Genomic DNA, 20051 nt, shown 5'->3' on the forward strand with positions numbered 1-20051 from the left:
TCAATGCAACTTGTAAACTTAAAAGATGCCACGCAGCAAGTGTCTTTCACTACGGCTGTTAAAACAGGTCTTGGTCGTAACCAAGGGGTATTTTTTCCAGAGCAATTAAGTAAATTAGAAAATATCGATGCGCTGCTTGAAAAACCATTTGTAGAAAGAAGTGCCGAAGTATTGAGTCACTTAATTGGTGATGAGCTACCAAAAGATACGTTAGCCGAGATGGTTGAACGTGCTTTTAACTTTCAGGCGCCGCTTAAGCAAATTGGTGACAAGCAATATTGCTTAGAATTATTCCATGGGCCAACGTTGGCGTTTAAAGATTTTGGCGGTCGTTTTATGGCCGAGTGTATTGGGTTATTTAACCAAGGTGAGCGTGTCACAATTTTAACTGCGACCAGTGGTGATACAGGTGCAGCGGTAGCACATGCCTTTTATAACAAACCAAATGTTGATGTAGTTATACTTTACCCAGAAGGTAAGATCTCGCTCGCTCAACAAAAGCTCTTCACGACGTTAGGTGGAAATATTCATTGTTACGCCGTTGAAGGCAGCTTCGATGATTGCCAAGCATTGGTTAAGCAGGCGTTTTTAGATGATGAAATGAAAAAAAAGCTGGGCTTAAATTCTGCCAACTCTATCAATATCAGCCGTCTAGTTGCGCAAGTATGTTATTACTTTGAAGCCGTTGCGCAATTACCAACAGAGCAAAGAGGTAAAGTGCATGTTTCTGTACCAAGTGGTAATTTTGGTAATGTGTGTGCAGCTATGATCGCTGCTGCTTTGGGCTTACCTATTGCAAACTTGTCTGCAACTACTAATCAAAATGACACTGTACCTCGTTATATGGCGTCGGGCGAATGGTCGCCAAATGCCACATTAGAGTCGTTATCAAATGCAATGGATGTGAGTAAACCTAATAATTGGCCTCGCGTTGAGACTATGCTAGAACGTGGTGATTTCGATAAACATGAGTTTTATTCAAGAAGTGTCTCAGAAAGTCGCACGCAGGCGGTAATGAAAGAGATTGCTGCAACGGGTTACGTGATGGAGCCGCATACCGCCATTGCACTTGAAGGTCTGACTTTAGATAAAGCGGAGGATGCTGTGGGGATCTGTTTGGCTACGGCGCACCCTGCAAAGTTTAAATCTTCAGTAGAAGAGGTGCTTGAGCAAGAGATTGCAATGCCTTGCGTGCTGCAAGACGCCTTAGATAAAAAGTGTTTAGCTGAGCCTATGCAAGCCGATTATACGCAATTAAAAGCAGCTGTTTTTGCTAAACTACTGTAATTATTAATCGCCAAGGGTGAGCCTTTGTAGACTTAAAAAATTTACCAAACTCACCCTATATAAATATCTCTTATTTATTCCTATCTTATTTATTTGTTTTTTTAATGTTTAAATAAAAAAATATCATTACATAAACACTGTGAAATAATTTCAATCCCTGTTTAAATATGCTCAAGCCGAAATTATAGGCATCAGACGCATAACTGCGTACAATACAGCTTTTACTACCCTAAACGTGTACCTAGGAGACCCCATGTTAGAACGTAACATGAACATTGCAGATTTTGATCCTGAATTAGCAAATGCGATTACACTTGAAACGACTCGTCAAGAAGAGCACATCGAGCTTATCGCTTCTGAAAACTACTGTAGCCCACGTGTTTTAGAAGCTCAGGGTTCTCAATTAACTAACAAATATGCTGAAGGTTACCCAGGTAAGCGTTACTACGGTGGTTGTGAGCACGTTGACGTTGTTGAGCAACTGGCTATTGACCGTGCCAACGAGCTTTTCGGTTCTACATATGCAAACGTACAACCGCACGCTGGTTCACAAGCAAACGCGGCAGTATTCCAAGCGCTTCTTCAGCCACACGACACTGTATTAGGTATGAGCCTTGCGCACGGTGGTCACTTAACACACGGTTCTCACGTAAACTTCTCTGGTAAAACGTACAACGCTATCCAGTACGGTCTAAACGAAGAAACGGGTGAGATTGATTACGCACAGGTTGAAGCGTTAGCACTTGAGCACAAGCCAAAAATGATCATCGGTGGTTTCTCAGCATACTCAGGTATCGTTGACTGGGCTAAATTCCGTGAAATCGCTGACAAAGTAGGTGCTTACCTATTAGTTGATATGGCACACGTTGCAGGTCTTGTTGCTGCAGGTGTTTACCCAAGCCCTGTACCACATGCACACGTTGTAACGACTACGACGCACAAAACGCTTGCGGGTCCTCGTGGTGGTCTTATCATCTCAGCTTGTGATGACGAAGACATCTACAAGAAGCTAAACAGCGCAGTATTCCCTGGTGGTCAAGGTGGTCCTCTATGTCACGTTATCGCTGGTAAAGCGGTTGCTTTCAAAGAAGCACTACAGCCAGAGTTCAAAACTTACCAAGAGCAAGTTGTTAAAAATGCACAGGCAATGGTTGCTGTTCTTCAAGAGCGTGGCTATAAAGTTGTTTCTGGTAAAACAGACAACCACTTATTCCTACTAGACCTAATCGACAAAGACATCACAGGTAAAGATGCTGATGCGGCACTTGGTCGTGCTAACATCACTGTGAACAAGAACTCAGTACCAAACGACCCACGTTCACCGTTTGTAACGTCTGGTCTTCGTATTGGTTCTCCAGCTATCACGCGTCGTGGCTTCAAAGAAGCTGAGTCAGCAGAGCTTGCTGGTTGGATCTGTGACGTACTAGACAACATCAACGATGAGTCAGTACAAGCAGAAGTTAAAGAGAAAGTAAAAGCTATCTGCGCTAAATTACCAGTTTACGCGTAATTTCGCTCACAAAATCAAAGAATTTTGTTATGATTAAGGCCGCATTTGCGGCCTTTTTTATATTTTTTCACAAGTGATTATCTATGCATTGTCCATTTTGCACCGCTAAAGAAACAAAAGTCATTGATTCCCGTTTAGTCGGCTCAGGCCATCAAGTCCGTCGCCGTAGAGAATGTGTGTTATGCCATGAGCGCTTTACGACGTTTGAAGGTGCCGAATTAGTCATGCCGCGGGTAATTAAACAAGATGGTTCTCGAGAGCCATTCAATGAAGACAAATTATTAAATGGTCTGCACCGCGCGCTAGAAAAACGCCCGGTTAGTACTGAGCAAATTGAAGAAGTCGTGCATCAAATTAAATCGCAAATTCGTGCTACGGGTGAGCGTGAAGTGGCAAGCCATATGATTGGTGAGTGCATTATGGAAGCGCTGAAAAAGCTCGATAAAGTGGCCTATGTCCGCTTTGCCTCCGTATACCGCTCATTTGAAGATATTAGAGAGTTTGGCGAGGAAATCGCGAGGCTTGGAGATTGATGTTTAGCGAGCAAGATAAAGAATTTATGCAGCAGGCCATCGCGCTTGCTGCAAAAGGCCGTTTTACCACCTCACCTAACCCAAATGTGGGCTGTGTCATCGTAAAAGACGGCGATATAGTTGGTCAGGGTTATCACCAAAAGGCGGGTGAAGGTCATGCTGAAGTACACGCATTAAAGATGGCTGGAGACAAGGCAAGAGGCGCAACTGCTTATGTTACCTTGGAGCCATGCAGCCATTATGGTAGAACACCGCCTTGTGCAAAAGGTTTAATTGACGCTGGCGTTAGCCGCGTTGTTGCAGCCATGGTCGATCCTAACCCAGAAGTCGCAGGTCGAGGCTTACTTATGTTAGAAGAGGCAGGCATTGAAACTGCAGCAGGTTTATTTGAGCAAGCTGCAAGAGCACTGAATCCAGGTTTTTTAACTCGCATGGAAACGGGCTTGCCTTATATCAGTTGTAAACTGGCAGCGAGTTTAGATGGTAAAACAGCATTAAAAAATGGTGAGAGTAAGTGGATCACCTCAAGTGCAGCTCGTCAAGATGTGCAGTTGTTACGTGCTGAGCACTGCGCCGTGTTATCGGGTGCTGATACTGTGCTGGTTGATGATGCTAAATTGAACGTACGACTTTCGGCAGAGCAGCTTGAGCTTGCGGAAGGGGTGTCGGTTCGCCAGCCTATTCGAGTGATCATCGATTCTCAAAACCGTTTGTATCCAGATTTAGCATTATTCTCAATTAATAGTCCTATTATAATTTTAAGAACAAAAGCAGATACAACGCACCAGTGGCCTGAACATGTCACAGAGCTGGTGGTTGATTCCATGAATGATAAGGTTGATATCAAAAAAGCGTTAATGCAATTAACTGAGCATGGTATCAACAGTGTATTCGTTGAAGCTGGCGCGACGCTTGCGGGTAAGTTTCACGAATTAAATCTTATCGATAATTATATTCTTTATTTAGCACCTAAAATCATGGGGCAAGACGCGCGAAGTTTATTTAACGTGCCAGAGTTGACGAAGATGACAGATGTAATGAGCCTACAATGGCATGATATTAAGCAAGTTGGCGATGATATTCGTTTGATAGCACGCAAAATAGCGCAAAAAGGTTAAGTTTTATGTTTACAGGTATCATTGAAGCAACCGGTAAGTTGACTGAGTTGACACAAAATCAAGGCGACCTAACGGTTCGTGTAAGTAGTCCAAATTTAGACATGGGCGATGTACAGTTAGGCGATAGCATTGCTACAAATGGCGTGTGTTTAACGGTTGTTGAAAAATTTTCTGATGGTTTTCGTGCTGATGTTTCAAATGAGACCTTGAAATTGACGCAATTTGCTCAATATAAGCTAGGGCAAACAGTTAATTTAGAAAAAGCATTACAACCTATCTCGCGTTTAGGTGGTCATTTAGTCTCAGGTCACATTGACGGCATTGCGACAGTCGTGGCGATTTCACCTAATGCCCGCGCAACCGAATATTGGTTAGAAGCGCCCAGTGAGCTGATGAAATATATTCCATATAAGGGCTCAGTAGCCATCGATGGTATCAGCTTAACTGTAAATGAAATTAAAGACTGTCAGTTTAAGCTGACAATTGTGCCGCATACAGCACAAGAGACAACCATTGCTGAATTTAAAGTGGGCAGTAAAATTAACTTAGAAGTGGATCAAATTGCACGTTATTTGGAACGCTTAGTACTTGGAGCTCAAGAGCCTGCACAAAGCTCTACTCTCACAATGAACTTATTGGCAAACGCAGGCTTTATTAAGTAGCGAATTAATTAAACAGGTAAATTATGAACTTGAACAGCGCACAAGAGATCATCGAAGACATTAAAGCCGGTAAAATGGTTATCTTGATGGATGATGAAGACCGAGAAAATGAAGGTGACTTAATCATCGCAGCCGAGCATATTTCAGCGGACGCCATAAATTTCATGGCAACCCACGGCCGTGGTTTAATTTGTTTAACTATGACTCAAGAGCGTTGTCAGCAAATTGATTTACCATTAATGGTGAGAAATAACGGCGCGCAATTCTCAACTAACTTCACAATGTCTATCGAGGCGGCAAAAGGCGTCACTACTGGTATTTCTGCCGCTGATCGCGCTCGTACAGTACAGGCAGCTGTTGCTAAAGGTGCAGTGCCAACAGACATCGTGCAGCCAGGTCATATCTTCCCAATTATGGCACAACCTGGTGGGGTATTAACGCGTGCTGGGCATACAGAAGCAGGCTGTGACTTAGCGCGTCTGGCAGGTTTAGAGCCGTCTTCGGTGATTGTGGAGATCTTAAACCCTGACGGCACTATGGCGCGTCGTCCTCAGTTAGAAGTATTCGCTAAAGAGCATGGTTTAAAAATTGGTACTATCGCCGATTTAATTGAATACCGTAACTTAAACGAGACAACTATCGAAAAAGTTGCACAGTGTAAATTGCCAACTGAATATGGTGAATTCGATTTAGTTACTTATAAAGACACGATTGATAACCAGCTTCATTATGCTTTACTCAAAGGTGAAGTTTCAGAAAGTGATGCAACGCTAGTACGTGTTCACTTACAGAGCACCTTCAATGATGTATTGCTATCTGACAGAGGCGCTGATCGAAGCTGGAGCTTACATGGTGCGATGAAGCACATCAGCGAAAATAACGGTGTGCTGGTTATTTTAGGTAAACAGGAACAAACTGAAGACATCGAGCACATGGTAAAAGCATTTGCTGCGCAAGACGCGGGCGAAACTGTGAATCAGCGCAAGTTCCAAGGTACGTCTCGTACCGTTGGTGTTGGCTCGCAGATCTTAGCTGATTTAGGCATTCAAAAAATGCGCCTAATGAGTATGCCGAAAAAATATCATGCACTTTCAGGTTTCCACCTAGAAGTCGTTGAATACGTAGAGCCTAAATAATTGAATGAAAAAGCCCGTTGATGACAGCGGGTTTTGTTATTTGGGGTTAACCAAAACTGTGCTATTATGCGCGCCAATTTGGCAATTGCTTATTGCGTACTCGGCGCACTTTGATTGCAAAGTACGAAACATTAAGAAGATTAGGACCATCTAATGAAGATTATTGAAGGTAACAAATACGCTCCTGGCAAAAAATTTGCTATTGTTATTTCACGTTTTAATGATTTTATCGGTAGCAGCTTACTTGAAGGTGCTGTTGACGAGCTAAAGCGTGTTGGTGGTGTTAAAGAAGAAGACATCACTGTGGTATATGTACCAGGTGCGGTTGAGTTACCATTAGCAGCTAAGCGATTAGCGATGAAAAAAGAGCACGATGCAATCATTGCATTAGGCGTTATCATCCGTGGTGGTACACCACATTTCGACCTAGTTGCTAACGAGTCAAATAAAGGACTTGCAAGCGTTTCATTAGACTATGATATTCCGGTAGCATTTGGTGTATTAACCACGGAAAGCATTGAGCAAGCCATTGAACGTGCGGGCACTAAAATGGGCAACAAAGGCGGCGAAGCTGCCCTTGGTGCACTAGAAATGGTGAACGTGCTAGAGCAAATTTAAGAGGATCCTCAGTGAAACCAGCAGCAAGACGTAAAGCACGTATATTAGCGCTTCAAGCCGTATACTCTTGGCAATTAAGTGGCAACCCGATTGCCGATATTGAGCAACAAATGTTGATCGAGAATGATGTATCTAAAGTAGACGTAGAATACTTCAAAGATCTTGCTCGCGGTGTTGCAGTAAACGTAAAACAATTAGATGAGCTTGTTAAGCCGCATCTTTCTCGCCCGTTTGAAGACTTAGATGAAGTTGAGCGCGCAGTATTACGTTTAAGTGCATACGAACTTAAGTTCCGTGAAGATGTACCTTACAAAGTAGCAATCAATGAAGGCATTGAGCTTGCGAAAATCTTTGGTGCAGAAGATAGCCATAAGTTTGTGAACGGTGTTTTAGACAAAGCAGTTAAAGCAGTTCGCAAATAAAGGCAAACAATTTGGAGAGCCGGCTTAGGCCGGCTTTTTTATGTATGAAGGAATTTGAGTTAATCAATCGATTTTTCACCGGCCGTGGCATTACTCGACGTGATGTAGATTTGGGCATAGGTGATGATTGTGCCCTAGTTACTATCCCTGAAGGCTGCCAATTAGCGGTCACCACAGATACGCTGGTTGAAGGCGTTCATTTCTTTTCTGATATTTCTCCCAAAGCCTTAGGGCACCGAATTTTAGCGGTAAACTTAAGTGATTTGGCTGCAATGGGTGCAGAACCAGCCTGGATATCCATTGGCTTGACGCTACCTAATGTTGATGAAACTTGGTTGGAACAGTTTACTGAAGGTATGCACGATATTGCTGAGTACTATAACGTGCAACTGATCGGTGGTGACACCACACAAGGCCCATTAACGATTACCGTGTGTGCTAAAGGTATCGTGCCAAAAGGCAAAGCATTGACTCGAAGTGGCGCTAAAGTGGGGGATTGGTTATATGTGACTGGCGACCTTGGAGATGCCGCTTTGGCAATTGAGGCACGTAAACAAGGCTGGGATCTCAGTGATGAAGACCGCAGTTATGCCCAGAAAAAGTTTGATTATCCAGCCCCCCAAGTTGCAGCAGGCCAGGTTTTACGTGGTTTAGCGAATTCAGCCATTGATATTTCTGACGGTTTACTTGCTGATTTGAATCATATCCTGACGCACTCAGGTGTTGGTGCGATAATCCACGCAGATAAAGTACCACTTTCAAATGCGCTTAAAAACTTGCCAGATGAAGAAGTACGTTTAATGCTAGCAATGGCCTATGGCGATGATTATCAGCTGTTGTTTACTGTGCCTGATAGTAATAGAGTAGCAGTAGAAAAGCGCTTGGCAGAATATGGGGTGACACCTACCTGTATCGGGCAAATTAACGCAAATGCTGGCGATGTATCGCTACTTTATAAAGATAAACCTTGGCCATTTCCCGCAACTGGCTTTGAACATTTTAGTTAGGAGTCAGTTTGGCTAAGCAGTACAAATTTGATATTCGTAAGCCTCACCAATTCTTTGGTTTGGGTTTTGGTTTAGGACTTGCCCCATTTGCCCCGGGTACATTTGGCACTTTAGGCGCTTTACCGCTTATTTTCATTACAGCTAGTTATCCATTATGGCTGCAATGTGTTTTTGCAGTTGTGATCAGTGTATTTGGTATTTGGGTGTGTGGACAAACGGCTAAAGATGTTCAAGTTCATGATCATCCAGCAATTGTTTGGGATGAAGTAGCTGGCTTTTACATTACCATGATAGGCGCAGCGTTATCTTGGAAAGCACTTCTAGTTGGCTTTTTATTATTCCGATTTTTCGATATTGCCAAACCAGGTCCAATCAGAATGTTAGACAAAAAGCTGCATGGTGGCTTTGGGATCATGGCGGATGACATTTTAGCGGGTATTTTTTCGTTGATTTGTGTACAGGCTTTGTTTAAAACTGGTTTCTTAGTAGCTTAATCAATAAAAGATTGTGAGTGTATGATCAAAAAAACCTTGCTAGTGTCTTGGCTGTTTATACTGATGAGTTTTTCAGTATCGGCTGCCATCAATGACTATATTGTGAAGCAATGGAATGTACAAAATGGCTTACCCTCACAATCAATTAAAAGTTTGGTGCAAGACCAACAGGGCTATGTATGGCTCGGCACTCAATTTGGCCTCAGTCGGTTTGATGGCTATCAATTTCGAAATTTTACAACACAAAACACGCAATTCTTACAAACCAATGCCATTCATAAGTTACTGTTAGATAGGCATGGTAAGTTATGGATAGGCACTAAGCGCGGTCTTCATCGCTTAAACCCCCACACGCTTGATGTTCAGTCCTTTAATATAAAAGGACCTATCCTAGATATTGTTGAAGACAAGCAAGGTGATATCTGGGTTGCGGGTAATGGCTTATTTTACATCGGCAACGACCAACAAGCACAGCGTGCATTTGATTCCGCAGAAGACAATAAAAAGTTTCCTGTTAACCGCATTAACCAAATTGTAGGCAGTGTGTCTAAAATCGCTCAAGGCACCGATGGTTTATGGTTGGTAAATGAGCGTAATCTTTTAAAAATTACCAAATCAGCGACTAATCGTAGGGACGTATTTCGTCTAGAGCTTGGTTTTAGGTTAGCGCTACCAGAGCAATTAGCACAAACTATCGTGCATGATTTGGCATGGATTGAAGGGCGCTTGTATCTGGCCTCTGAACTCGGTGCTTACTTCTTAGATATAGACCAAGTGCTGAGACGTTATACCGAACTTGGTAATGGTGCTGTATATAAATTTATGTACGACTCAGATACAGGGTTATGGGCATCTACTTCAACTCGTTTGATGTTCAGAGAGGGGATCTCTGATTGGCGTTATGTCGAACCAATTCATGCGGATCAGTCGATTTGGTTTTCAGACATGTTTAAAGACGCAGAAGGAAACATTTGGTTTGCCAGTCTGAACGAAGGGCTTTGGTTTGCGCATACAGGTAATATTGCGCGACACATGATTGATGGTAACAGTCAGCAAGGTATAACGGCAACGACCAAAGATAACCAAGGTCGAACTTGGATGGCATCAAGAAGTGGTGTCGGTTACTTGAATAATGATGAATCATTGCAAGTAGTTATTACCCCTGAAGAATTAAAAAACAGCACAGTATACGAGCTTGAATTTAGTGGCAATAGCTTGTTCATAGGAACTGAGCGAGGTGCCATGATTTATGAGCAAGGGGTACTACAGCTATTACCGTTTCGAGAGTTGCGACAAACGCCAGTCTTAGCCATAACACCGTCGCAGCGTGGCGGAATGTGGATAGGTACGGGTAGTGGTATGTACCGTCTTGAGTACTCGGGTTTAACACCGTTTGCTTACAATGCATTTTTAGGTAGTCAGTTTGTCACTTATATCAATGATCAGCCCAATGTGGGGTTCATAGGCACCAACAAAGGGGCCTATCAGTTTAATCAAAAAGGCATTGAAAAACTCGGGGGGCAAACGTCTCTAGAGTCCGCTTATGTTACCAGTATTTTATACATTCAAGGTGTGGCGACTTTAGTTGGCTCTTGGAATGATGGGTTATTTTATCGAACAGCAAAGGGCGATTGGTATCAGCTTGATGCCTCAAATGGCTTACCTCATGGTTCAATTTCCTCGCTCTATTATGATCAGCAACAGGCGCTTATTTGGGTCAGTACTCGAAAAGGTGTTTACCGCTTACCTGCGGCGCAATTTACACATCCAATAAACAATCTAAAAGTTGAGCAGGTTATTAGTCAATTTGACCGCCAACTCGATGGCAAAGTCGGTCGTTGCTGTTCTGGTTTCGGTGGTGATGCAGTTTTAGAAAAGCAAGGTGCTATTTGGTATCCAAGCTCTCAAGGGGCAGTTGAAATTCCCAAAAATGTTGAACTATTTGGCTCTAAAGACTTATCACCAAAACTGGAAGAGGTGATCACGCAAGAGCGAGCGATAGTCGCAAGTAAATTTGCAGAGCTACTTAAACTTGATACCAGTGAACGAGATATCACGATTAACTACACCGCCATAGACTTTTATGCGCCAGCGAGTATCGAGTTTAGATATCGTTTAACTGGCAAAGAAAACACTGAATGGCGAGAAGTATTTAACCGTCGAGAAGCGATATATACGAACTTAGAGCCGGGTGTATATAACTTTGAATTACAAGTTAAGCGTAAAGGTGAAGGCTGGCAACAAGCTCGAAGCATTACACAGCGCATTGAGATCCCTAGACGTTTTGATGAAACGGTGTACTTTAGACTGTTAATTACGCTAGGGTTTGTTCTACTTTTTTATGTATTCTTTTGGATTTTTAGAGCTCAAGAGCGACGTAAGCAGCAAGCGCTTGAATCTTTAGTGGCAGAGCGCACCATGGCACTGCGTCAAGCGAACGACAAGCTCAACCAAGTGAATACTCAGATGAAACTAGTTAGCCATACAGATGAGCTCACAGGCCTCAAAAGCCGTCGTTTCTTATTCGACCAACTCCCTAAAGATGTCGAACACTACCAGCGTAACTCAAAGTCATTACAGCAACAGAATAAGCGCCTGGTATTGCTTATAATCAATGTCGATAATTTTAGTAAAGTGAATGATGCCTATGGTCCGATTGGCGGTGATAGTTGTTTACAGCAACTTGCTACTTTATTGAACACCAGAACGCAAGGCTCAGATTATGTGGCTCGTTGGAGTGGTGATGAGTTCTTATTGTTGCTTCGCGACTTTAAGCGTGACGCAATTGAAACTTATATAAAAGAACTTTGCCGTGCAATTGCTGAATGTGACTTTCAATTGCCCAATGGTAAGGCGATTAATATGACAGTGTCTATGGGCTGGTCATTTTACCCACTGCCTCTGCTAGGTGGGCAAGTGATAAGTTGGGAGGCCTCTGTGAATTTGGCGGATGTCGCACTTCATCAAGTAAAACAACGTGGCGGTGATGGTGCTGCAACTATCATATTTGATGATCAGTTGGATGCGTTTGAGTTTGAGCAAACAAGTAATGTTGAGTCACAATTACAAACCTTACAGGTAAATGGGCTTGCAGATGTGAAAATTTGGATGCGTTAGTTAGTTGTCAGTACAGGCTGGTTATTAATAACTTTAAAGCGTAAAAAAAGGAGCCAAGGCTCCTTTTTTTTAAAACTTCAGTGATTATTACAGTAGCGCTTTAATTCGCTGCTCGATCGAATCAGCACATAAGCCCATTTCTGCATGCATTTCGTCTTGTGTACCATGCTTGATAAATTCATCAGGTATACCAAATAATGACACTGGCGCTTGGATACCTTGCGCACCTAGGAATTCCATTACAGCACTGCCAGCACCACCGGCGATGGCGTTATCTTCAAGACAAACAAAGCGATCATGGGTTTTGCTCAGCTCAACAAGTAAAGCTTCATCAAGTGGCTTAACAAATCGCATATCAACGAGAGTTGCATTTAAGTTTTCAGCGGCTTGCTTAGCATTATGAAGTAGTGTGCCGAAACTTAAGATGGCCACTTTCTCACCTTCACGGATCACATTGCCTTTACCAATCTCAAACGCTTGCATCTGCGTTTGTACATAACTGTCACCGGCACTACCACGAGGGTAACGCACCGCTACAGGTTGGTTACACTGGTAACCTGTGTAAAGCATCTGACGGCATTCGTTGGTATCACTTGGTGCCATGATGATCATATTTGGAATACAGCGCATAAAGCTTAAGTCATATGCACCTTGGTGAGTTTCACCATCAGCGCCAACAATGCCTGCGCGGTCAATTGCAAACAGTACAGGTAAGTTTTGTAGCGCGACATCGTGGATCAGTTGGTCATAAGCACGTTGTAAGAAGCTTGAATAGATCGCAACTACAGGCTTAAGGCCTTCACATGCGAAACCAGCACCTAGAGTAACAGCGTGTTGCTCAGCAATGGCAACATCAAAGTACTGCTCAGGAAACTCTTTCGAGAAACGCACCATACCTGAACCTTCACGCATCGCTGGCGTAATCGCCATAAGCTTAGGGTCTTGCGCAGCCATATCGCATAACCAGTCACCAAAGACTTTTGAAAAAGTAGGGGCACTAGGTTTAGATTTTGGCAAACTATGGATGCTCGGGTCGAATTTTGGTACACCGTGGTAACCAATAGGGTCGGCTTCAGCGGGTTTGTAACCTTTACCTTTTTGCGTTTTGATGTGCAGGATCTGAGGGCCTTTCAGGTTACGCATATTTCTTAGCGTATCAACCAGCATATTAACGTCGTGACCATCAATTGGACCAATGTAATTTAAACCAAGCTCTTCGAAGAAGGTGCCAGGAATAACCATGCCCTTTAAGTGCTCTTCCATACGACTTGCAAGCTCTTTCACAGTCGGTACACCAGAGAGAATTTTCTTACTGCCTTCGCGAATATTAGTATAAAAGCTACCAGAAAGAATGCGTGCAAAGTGGTTGTTTAGTGCGCCTACATTTTCAGAAATAGACATCTCATTATCATTTAAGATAATCAGCATGTCTGATTTAATGTCTCCGGCGTGGTTCATGGCTTCGAACGCCATACCAGCCGTGATCGCACCATCACCTATCACTGCAACGGTTTTACGGCCTTTACCTTCTTTCTGTGCAGCGATAGACATACCTAATGCAGCTGAAATCGAGGTACTTGAATGACCTACGCTGAAAGTGTCGTATTCACTTTCTTCACGATAAGGGAAAGGGTGCAACCCATCTTTTTGACGGATCGTGTGCATAGCATCACGACGTCCCGTTAAGATTTTATGCGGGTAAGCTTGATGGCCCACATCCCAGATTAATCTATCTTCAGGTGTGTCATACACGTAATGTAAAGCCACAGTCAATTCGACGGTGCCTAAACCTGAAGCCAAGTGACCACTGCTCTGCGAAACCGAATTAAGTAAGTAATCTCTTAATTCGTCGCTCAGCTTACCCAGTTGGGGCTGTGGTAATTGACGTAATTGCGCCGGTTCATCAACCAAGGCGAGTAATGGGTACTTGCTACTGTCCAGTTTCATTCTTTCAACATGTGTCCTACGCAAACCTTGTCCGATTATATACAAAGGTTTACTTAATTTTTATAAATTTGTTCTGTTCGTCATCAATACGTCATGATTGAGTATTAGTGATCACGCTCAATTATATATTTCGCAAGCTCTGCCAATACATCGGTATTATGAGGTATTGTATCAAGTGCAGACAGAGCATCTTTGACCAATAGATGCGCTTTTTGTTTTGCACCATCTAGTCCAAGCAAAGCCGGATAAGTTGACTTGTGGTTATCTAAGTCTGAGCCTTGCGGCTTGCCTAATACGGCGGTATCGCCTTCGATATCTAAAATATCATCTTGTACCTGAAAAGCGAGGCCAAGATTTTTACCGTATATATCGAGGGCAGTAATTATTTCTGTCTCGACATCCGTAGCGCACAGCGCACCTAACTTAATTGCACAATTTAACAATGCGCCGGTTTTAAGTCGATGAATACGCTCAAGCTCTGCAAGGGTAATTGACTTTTCTGTCGCTGAAATATCAAGGGCTTGTCCGCCAACCATGCCCTGCAAACCAGATGCAACGGCAAGCGTATTAATCATCTTGATTTGTTGCTTTGCCGATACCGAAAATTCATGTTCACTTAAAAATTCAAAGGCTAAGGTTTGTAGCGCATCGCCTGCTAAAATGGCCTGTGCTTCATCATAAGCAATATGACAAGTCGGTTTGCCTCGACGCAAGTCATCATCGTCCATAGCCGGTAAGTCATCATGGACCAATGAGTAGCTATGAATACATTCAATTGCAGCTGCGGCGACATCAAGGTCTGTTTCTTTAGCACCTAACAGTTTGCCTACAGTGTAAACCAAAAAGGGCCTTAATCTTTTACCGCCATTATTGATGCTGTAAAAAGTTGCTGATTTTACGGTTTCATCGGTATCTAATGCCAAAGAGAAGTAATTACTGATGTAACTGTCTAAACGGTTTTGTGCCGTATTTATATGCTCGAATAAATTCACTGCGGGGTCTTAATCTAATTGATTTGGCATTGGTGTTACTGGTGTCTCAGGGTCATTGCCCATCAGGATTGAGACTTTTTGCTCAGCACTGCTTAACTTTTCATTAGACGCATTGGCTAATTGAACACCACGTTCAAATTGCTTTAAAGATTGTTCTAAAGTCAGACTACCTTGTTCCATAGCCTGTACAATGCCTTCTAGTTCGGCCATTGCTTCTTCAAAACTTAGATTTTCAGGTTTTTTTGCAGCCATAGTACATCTTGCTCAGCAATTTATTTTAAAGGTAGCAATTTTAGGAGGATTAGCGACTCAGGTCAAAGCTTGTTACTGGCAATCGTGGCGGATCTGTTTATTTTTTGCCTTATGTGGGCTTTAATCGAATTTTAACAACGTAATTGAGTTAAGATATTCAAGATGTTGCCGATAAAAGTCTTACTGAAAGCTAGGCTTTTCACTGTAACATAGGCACAAGGTTTGCAAATATTCGAATTAAGCATGATATTTGTAGTTGCCACTCAAAAAATTGACTTCGAGTGTCATAATAAAAAAGTAATGATAAGTATTCTCTGGAGGGGATAGTGGATTTAGCAACCGTTATCGGAATAGTAGGTGCAATAGGTTTGGTCATCATGGCGATGTTCATGAGTAGTAATGGTGACTTGGCCATGTTTGGTGATGGCCCATCTACCGTCATTGTATTCGGTGGCTCTATTTTCATCGTACTCTCGAACTTCACTATGAGCCAGTTCTTAGGCATTGGTAAAGTTGTTGGCAAAGCCTTTATGTTCAAGATTGAATCTCCAGAAGAGCTCATTGAGAAAGCCGTTGAATTGGCTGACTCGGCTCGTAAAGGTGGCTTTTTGGCTTTGGAAGAAGCAGAAATACCCAATGCCTTTATGCGTAAGGGCGTTGATATGTTAGTAGATGGTCATGATGCTGATGTTGTACGCGCTACTTTATTAAAAGACATTTCACTCACTACCTCTCGACACGAATTAGGCGCTAACTTATTTAAATCTTTGGCAGACATCGCCCCTGCGATGGGTATGATCGGAACGCTAATTGGTCTAGTCGCCATGTTATCAAACATGGATGACCCAAAAGCGATTGGTCCTGCAATGGCAGTAGCACTACTTACAACTTTATATGGTGCGTTCCTTGCGAACGTAGTTGCTATTCCTATTCAGGCGAAACTTGAATTGCGTAAAGATGAAGAAGAACAAAATCAACGCTTAATCTTGGATGCAATTTTGGGTATTCAAGATGGTCAAAACCCGAAAGTAATTGAAGGTATTCTGAAGAACTACCTACCTGAGTCGAAACGCGGCAGCGACAAGGAGGAGTAGTATGTCAGACGAACAAGAATGTAAATGTCCCCCCCCCGGGCTACCCGCTTGGATGGGAACATTTGCTGATCTAATGTCACTCTTGATGTGCTTTTTCGTTCTGCTGTTGGCTTTCTCTGAAATGGATGTTTTAAAGTTTAAACAAATTGCAGGTTCGATGAAGTTTGCTTTTGGTGTGCAAAATAAAATCGAGGTAAAAGACATTCCTAAGGGGACTAGTGTGATAGCTATGGAGTTCACACCAGGTAAACCTGAGCCGACTCCCATCGAGACTATCCAACAGCAGACGGTAGAGATGACGCAGCAAATGTTGGAGTTCCAAGCAGGTGATGAGGCTTCAGCAGGTGGTCGTCAAGAGCAGCGCGGTAATAAGCGCGGTGGTGAATCGCAAAGTACTTCACAAGAGCAATCTATGGAGCAGGCTATTTCAGCTGCAGATCAAGAGCAGGTTAACGAGCTGGTTAAGAAAATTGCTCAGCAAATGGAAAAGCAAATTATGGATGGTGCCATAGAGCTTGAATCTCTTGGACAACAGATCATTATTCGCATTCAAGAAAATGGTGCCTTTCCTTCTGGTAGTGCATTTTTACAGCCGAAATTTAAGCCAATAATTCGTGAAATTGCTGAGTTATTAAAAGATGTGCCAGGAGAAATTACAGTGTCAGGTCATACTGATGACTTTCAGGTGACCAATGAGCTTTATTCTAATAATTGGGATTTATCTGCAACCCGTGCAGTTGCCGTGGCAAGTGAAATGGTGAAAGCGCCTGGGTTTGATAAAAATAGAATGGTTGTTGTTGGTCATGCTGATACACGCCCGCTAGTACCCAATGAGAATGATACAGATAGACGCCGCAATCGCCGTGTCGAAATTTCTATTCTACAAGGTAAAGCGAAAGAATCTGATCCTATCGAATTGCGTGGTAATTAATTTTTTCATTCTTTAGTATTGTATTCTTGATAGATGGTTGGAATTCAGCTAATTTGAAGGTGAATCATCTATCAAGGAGAAAATATGATGTCTATTCTAAGTAAATACGCTTACATGCCAGGTAATAACGGCGATGGTGCTGATGATAATGATGAGCCACCAAAGTCTGAAGAAAAATCGTTAGATTAATCATTTCAAGATTAACCTTTCAATATGTCATTCGATTTAAACAGCACTTACTTTAATCAGTTTCTGTTATTGGTTAGAGATCATGCGACTTTACTGACGTTTGTTTCGGTTGCTCTGTTTGCATTATTAAGAGATGACAAAGCCCTTAGGTATGCGGCATTATGTGCCGCATTTTATGTGATAGGCTATTTCTCTTTCCCTTTGATCAAGCAAGTTGATGCTGATTTATATGTCATCCGCTACGTTTATTGGGCATTGAGTGACATCGTTTTTATGGCTATATTGGCTGTCTGGGCATTGAGAGACAAAGTGTATTTATGGCAAAGCGTATTGGCACAACTCATTGTACTTCCTGCGCCTATTATGCAGTTATTTAGATTGGTAGATAGGCACTATCTCGATTTAAGTTACTCGACCTATCTTTATAAAAGTATTTTACCTTTAGTGAATATTCTCACTGTCATCCTATGTTTTTTGCCAGTGCTTTATCTATTAAAAAATCGAGTAAACCAACTTCAAGTGAAGGGATAGTATCTAACAAATTTTAAGCGCCTTGTTAGCCCCCTGAATAGGTTAAGATAATTACTATCCCTAATTTAGCTTAATTTATATCAATATCAGTGATTGCAACATTAATTCCCGTATCTAAACCAGCAGAGGTTTGAGCTGCTAACTTAACAAATGTTTTATTTCCTTGGGCGTTTGGAATAACAATATCTGTCATGGCAAACTCACAGTTTTGGATTAACCTTTCTTGAGGCAAGTTGGTACTTAAACACATTGTTTTTGTAATGTTATTACTGCGTATCTCTTCACAATAGGCGGGGTTTAAACTGCTGCTTAACTGATCATCAACCTCAATTAAAGAAAGTAAAATTGTAAAGTCAGTATCATTGCATGCTAACGGTACGACTCTTTGATTATTTGATAAGTCACCTTGTAAAAACCTCTGCCCATCTGAATTTTGATACCAGATGGTCAGTGTACTTTGCAATAGGTTTGTGGACATTGAGTTGGGACTGCCTTTAGCACGCCAATCATTTAAAGAGTTCACTTCAGGCAGTGCAAATGAGGCGCTAAGTTCTGGTATATATTTGAATTGTTGACCAACTTTGATTGTATTATTCTCAGCGCCTTGCCATGTATCTGTAACGTCTGCACCAAAAATATTCGCTACTTGCTCACACAGTGGTTCAGAGCCTTTGTATGATGTTTCTGCTAGGCTACTTGAGCGGTTTGTAAAGTAAGTTACTTGTGGCTTAGTTTGGAGCGTATCCCCCTCTATTTGCCAATAAGCAATGTTTGTTTCTTGCTTATTGAAATGCCTTTGCGCTGAGAAATTACTGCCACATTGTGTGCTCTCATTGACGGTAGGCGCTGTATTATCTTTTGATAGTGGTTCGCTGTCCCCGCCACCGCAAGCAGTTAAAAAAGAGCAGGAAAGCAAGATTAGGGGATATTTCATAAGACTTCCTTGAATTTGGGTTATCAGGCTTGCACGATAACCCAAACTTTTTACCGTTAACCTAGCGCAGGAATAACGCCAAACATTTGCAAGCCTTGTGCAGCTATTATGACAACCCCACAACAAGCTGCAAGGCTTAATCCAAATCGACCGCCTTTTACCTGATAGCCTTGTTCATTAGTTTGTTGTGCTCTTTGTACCCAAACCATCGCAACAGGCAAAAATATCGCTAAAACAACCAGTGCAATTGCCGCATATCCTAATGCGGTAATAAACCCTTGTGGATAGAATAAAGCGAAACCAAGCGGAGGCACAAAGGTAATTAATGCCGTCTTCAATCGAGCGCTTTTGTTATCACCTTGCTTGAATGCATCAGCAAAGAAGTCAAATAATCCAAGGCTTACGCCAAGGAAAGAAGTTGCCAATGCTAAATCTGCAAAAATCGTGATCGACGTACTGACTTGTGAGCTGTTCACTAAACTAGAGACGCTGCCAATGAAGCCTTGCAGGCCTTCAGATTGTAAAAGTTGTGACTGGCTCATCATACCTTGGCTAATTAATTGCCAGAAGACATAAATAACTAAAGGGACGGAGGCACCGAAAATCATAACCTTTCTGAGAGAACGAATATCAACACCGACGTATTTTACAATTGATGGAATTGAGCCATGAAAACCAAATGAGGTGAAAATAACAGGTATGGCTGAAATAAGTAGCCCTTGCTCTAGCGGCATTTCGAGTAAGTGTTGGCCTTGAACATAAGGAGTCAGAACGAAAAATAGACTACCCAGCACGATTACTTTAATGGCAAATAAAACACGGTTTAGTTTATCAACCGTTGAGGTACCCATGGTGACAATGGCAGCGACCAGTACAGCCACGAGTATAGAGCCGACTTGCGGGGCCACATCGACATCAAGCGCTGCATTTATTTTTGACTGTAATTGAGCGCCTCCACCTGCGATATATGCTGCACATAACGCATAAAACAAAAAGATCATTGCAAAATTAGCGATATACTGCCCACGTTTGCCCAATAATGTCTTGGCAAGCGTATTGAGTGTGGCATCGGAGCTGGCGAATTGATGAAGCTCTAGCATTAATAACGCGGTATAGGTCATTAATAGCCATGTTAATAAAATCAGGATTAAAGATGCACTAAAGCCAATACCTGCAGAAGCGATAGGCAGTGCTAACATGCCCGCGCCTATGGTTGTGCCTGCGACAATTAGCATACTGCCGAGGGTTTTATTCTTTATCACATTATGCCCCTTTAA

Annotated in this window: 19 protein-coding genes; 14 read left to right on the forward strand and 5 right to left on the reverse strand. The window is 42.4% G+C overall.

Annotation, left to right across the window (positions count from 1 at the left end; genetic code table 11):
* Positions 1-3 precede the first annotated feature (3 nt).
* From thrC to C1E24_RS07700, 11 genes are all read left to right on the forward strand, one after another.
* Entirely contained in the window at positions 4-1287 is a 1284-nt protein-coding gene (gene thrC, locus C1E24_RS07650) for a threonine synthase (protein WP_138480270.1), read from the forward strand.
* 253 nt (positions 1288-1540) lie between these two features.
* Positions 1541-2797, forward strand: coding sequence for a serine hydroxymethyltransferase (gene glyA / locus C1E24_RS07655; protein WP_138480272.1), 1257 nt, complete (start codon positions 1541-1543; stop codon positions 2795-2797).
* An 83-nt stretch (positions 2798-2880) separates the two neighbouring features.
* Complete coding sequence (gene nrdR / locus C1E24_RS07660) at positions 2881-3330, forward strand: transcriptional regulator NrdR (protein ID WP_058030850.1); 450 nt, start codon at positions 2881-2883, stop codon at positions 3328-3330.
* The gene (ribD, locus tag C1E24_RS07665; protein ID WP_138480274.1) at positions 3330-4448 is read left to right on the forward strand and encodes a bifunctional diaminohydroxyphosphoribosylaminopyrimidine deaminase/5-amino-6-(5-phosphoribosylamino)uracil reductase RibD; all 1119 of its coding nucleotides are present in this window, start codon (positions 3330-3332) and stop codon (positions 4446-4448) included. The genes nrdR and ribD overlap by 1 nt, the downstream gene beginning before the upstream one ends.
* A 5-nt stretch (positions 4449-4453) precedes the next feature.
* Complete coding sequence (locus tag C1E24_RS07670; RefSeq protein ID WP_138480276.1) at positions 4454-5110, forward strand: riboflavin synthase; 657 nt, start codon at positions 4454-4456, stop codon at positions 5108-5110.
* 23 nt (positions 5111-5133) lie between these two features.
* Positions 5134-6246 carry a bifunctional 3,4-dihydroxy-2-butanone-4-phosphate synthase/GTP cyclohydrolase II gene (ribBA, locus tag C1E24_RS07675; protein ID WP_138480278.1) on the forward strand — a complete coding sequence of 371 codons (1113 nt, stop codon included), beginning with the start codon at positions 5134-5136 and terminating at the stop codon, positions 6244-6246.
* Positions 6247-6399: 153 nt separating this feature from the next.
* Positions 6400-6864, forward strand: coding sequence for a 6,7-dimethyl-8-ribityllumazine synthase (gene ribH / locus C1E24_RS07680; RefSeq protein ID WP_138480280.1), 465 nt, complete (start codon positions 6400-6402; stop codon positions 6862-6864).
* Positions 6865-6875: 11 nt separating this feature from the next.
* Positions 6876-7286 carry a transcription antitermination factor NusB gene (gene nusB / locus C1E24_RS07685; RefSeq protein ID WP_058030845.1) on the forward strand — a complete coding sequence of 137 codons (411 nt, stop codon included), beginning with the start codon at positions 6876-6878 and terminating at the stop codon, positions 7284-7286.
* A 44-nt stretch (positions 7287-7330) separates the two neighbouring features.
* Positions 7331-8293: a thiamine-phosphate kinase gene (thiL, locus tag C1E24_RS07690; protein ID WP_138480282.1), complete on the forward strand. Its 963-nt coding sequence runs from the start codon at positions 7331-7333 to the stop codon at positions 8291-8293.
* An 8-nt stretch (positions 8294-8301) separates the two neighbouring features.
* A complete protein-coding gene (locus C1E24_RS07695; protein ID WP_058030843.1) occupies positions 8302-8787 on the forward strand; it encodes a phosphatidylglycerophosphatase A family protein in 486 nt (161 codons plus the stop codon).
* Between the two features lie 24 nt (positions 8788-8811).
* The gene (locus tag C1E24_RS07700; protein WP_431188319.1) at positions 8812-11904 is read left to right on the forward strand and encodes a diguanylate cyclase domain-containing protein; all 3093 of its coding nucleotides are present in this window, start codon (positions 8812-8814) and stop codon (positions 11902-11904) included.
* An 87-nt stretch (positions 11905-11991) separates the two neighbouring features.
* Here the strand turns inward: C1E24_RS07700 and dxs are convergent, their stop codons facing one another.
* From dxs to C1E24_RS07715, 3 genes are all read right to left on the reverse strand, one after another.
* The gene (gene dxs, locus C1E24_RS07705; protein WP_138480286.1) at positions 11992-13851 is read right to left on the reverse strand and encodes a 1-deoxy-D-xylulose-5-phosphate synthase; all 1860 of its coding nucleotides are present in this window, start codon (positions 13849-13851) and stop codon (positions 11992-11994) included.
* A 104-nt stretch (positions 13852-13955) separates the two neighbouring features.
* Entirely contained in the window at positions 13956-14843 is an 888-nt protein-coding gene (gene ispA, locus C1E24_RS07710; protein WP_138480288.1) for a (2E,6E)-farnesyl diphosphate synthase, read from the reverse strand.
* A 9-nt stretch (positions 14844-14852) separates the two neighbouring features.
* Complete coding sequence (locus C1E24_RS07715) at positions 14853-15095, reverse strand: exodeoxyribonuclease VII small subunit (protein WP_138480290.1); 243 nt, start codon at positions 15093-15095, stop codon at positions 14853-14855.
* 326 nt (positions 15096-15421) lie between these two features.
* Here C1E24_RS07715 and pomA point away from each other — a divergent pair, with 326 nt between their 5' ends.
* The 3 genes from pomA to C1E24_RS07730 all read left to right on the forward strand — a co-directional run bounded on the left by pomA (position 15422) and on the right by C1E24_RS07730 (position 17840).
* On the forward strand, positions 15422-16189 hold the full coding sequence (gene pomA, locus C1E24_RS07720) for a flagellar motor protein PomA (RefSeq protein WP_058030839.1): 768 nt from the start codon (positions 15422-15424) through the stop codon (positions 16187-16189).
* Between the two features lies 1 nt (position 16190).
* Complete coding sequence (locus tag C1E24_RS07725) at positions 16191-17120, forward strand: flagellar motor protein MotB (RefSeq protein ID WP_138480292.1); 930 nt, start codon at positions 16191-16193, stop codon at positions 17118-17120.
* Positions 17121-17333: 213 nt separating this feature from the next.
* Positions 17334-17840, forward strand: coding sequence for a hypothetical protein (locus C1E24_RS07730; RefSeq protein WP_138480294.1), 507 nt, complete (start codon positions 17334-17336; stop codon positions 17838-17840).
* A 70-nt stretch (positions 17841-17910) separates the two neighbouring features.
* On the opposite strand, the gene C1E24_RS07735 is transcribed toward C1E24_RS07730, so the two are convergent.
* Together C1E24_RS07735 and C1E24_RS07740 are read right to left on the reverse strand one after the other, a co-directional pair.
* A complete protein-coding gene (locus tag C1E24_RS07735; protein WP_138480296.1) occupies positions 17911-18774 on the reverse strand; it encodes a hypothetical protein in 864 nt (287 codons plus the stop codon).
* 56 nt (positions 18775-18830) lie between these two features.
* The gene (locus C1E24_RS07740) at positions 18831-20036 is read right to left on the reverse strand and encodes an aromatic amino acid transport family protein (protein WP_138480298.1); all 1206 of its coding nucleotides are present in this window, start codon (positions 20034-20036) and stop codon (positions 18831-18833) included.
* Between the last annotated feature and the right edge of the window lie 15 nt (positions 20037-20051).

The sequence above is a fragment of the Pseudoalteromonas phenolica genome (assembly GCF_005876835.1).
GTDB lineage: Bacteria > Pseudomonadota > Gammaproteobacteria > Enterobacterales > Alteromonadaceae > Pseudoalteromonas > Pseudoalteromonas phenolica_B.

Coding starts and splice junctions, on each gene's coding strand:
- nrdR (WP_058030850.1), top strand. CDS start 2,881: ATGCATTGTCCATTTTGCACCGCTAAAGAAACAAAAGTCATTGATTCC.
- glyA (WP_138480272.1), top strand. CDS start 1,541: ATGTTAGAACGTAACATGAACATTGCAGATTTTGATCCTGAATTAGCA.
- ribH (WP_138480280.1), top strand. CDS start 6,400: ATGAAGATTATTGAAGGTAACAAATACGCTCCTGGCAAAAAATTTGCT.
- ribD (WP_138480274.1), top strand. CDS start 3,330: ATGTTTAGCGAGCAAGATAAAGAATTTATGCAGCAGGCCATCGCGCTT.
- ribBA (WP_138480278.1), top strand. CDS start 5,134: ATGAACTTGAACAGCGCACAAGAGATCATCGAAGACATTAAAGCCGGT.
- thiL (WP_138480282.1), top strand. CDS start 7,331: ATGAAGGAATTTGAGTTAATCAATCGATTTTTCACCGGCCGTGGCATT.
- C1E24_RS07735 (WP_138480296.1), bottom strand. CDS start 18,774: ATGAAATATCCCCTAATCTTGCTTTCCTGCTCTTTTTTAACTGCTTGC.
- C1E24_RS07670 (WP_138480276.1), top strand. CDS start 4,454: ATGTTTACAGGTATCATTGAAGCAACCGGTAAGTTGACTGAGTTGACA.
- dxs (WP_138480286.1), bottom strand. CDS start 13,851: ATGAAACTGGACAGTAGCAAGTACCCATTACTCGCCTTGGTTGATGAA.
- C1E24_RS07725 (WP_138480292.1), top strand. CDS start 16,191: ATGTCAGACGAACAAGAATGTAAATGTCCCCCCCCCGGGCTACCCGCT.
- thrC (WP_138480270.1), top strand. CDS start 4: ATGCAACTTGTAAACTTAAAAGATGCCACGCAGCAAGTGTCTTTCACT.
- C1E24_RS07715 (WP_138480290.1), bottom strand. CDS start 15,095: ATGGCTGCAAAAAAACCTGAAAATCTAAGTTTTGAAGAAGCAATGGCC.
- C1E24_RS07730 (WP_138480294.1), top strand. CDS start 17,334: ATGTCATTCGATTTAAACAGCACTTACTTTAATCAGTTTCTGTTATTG.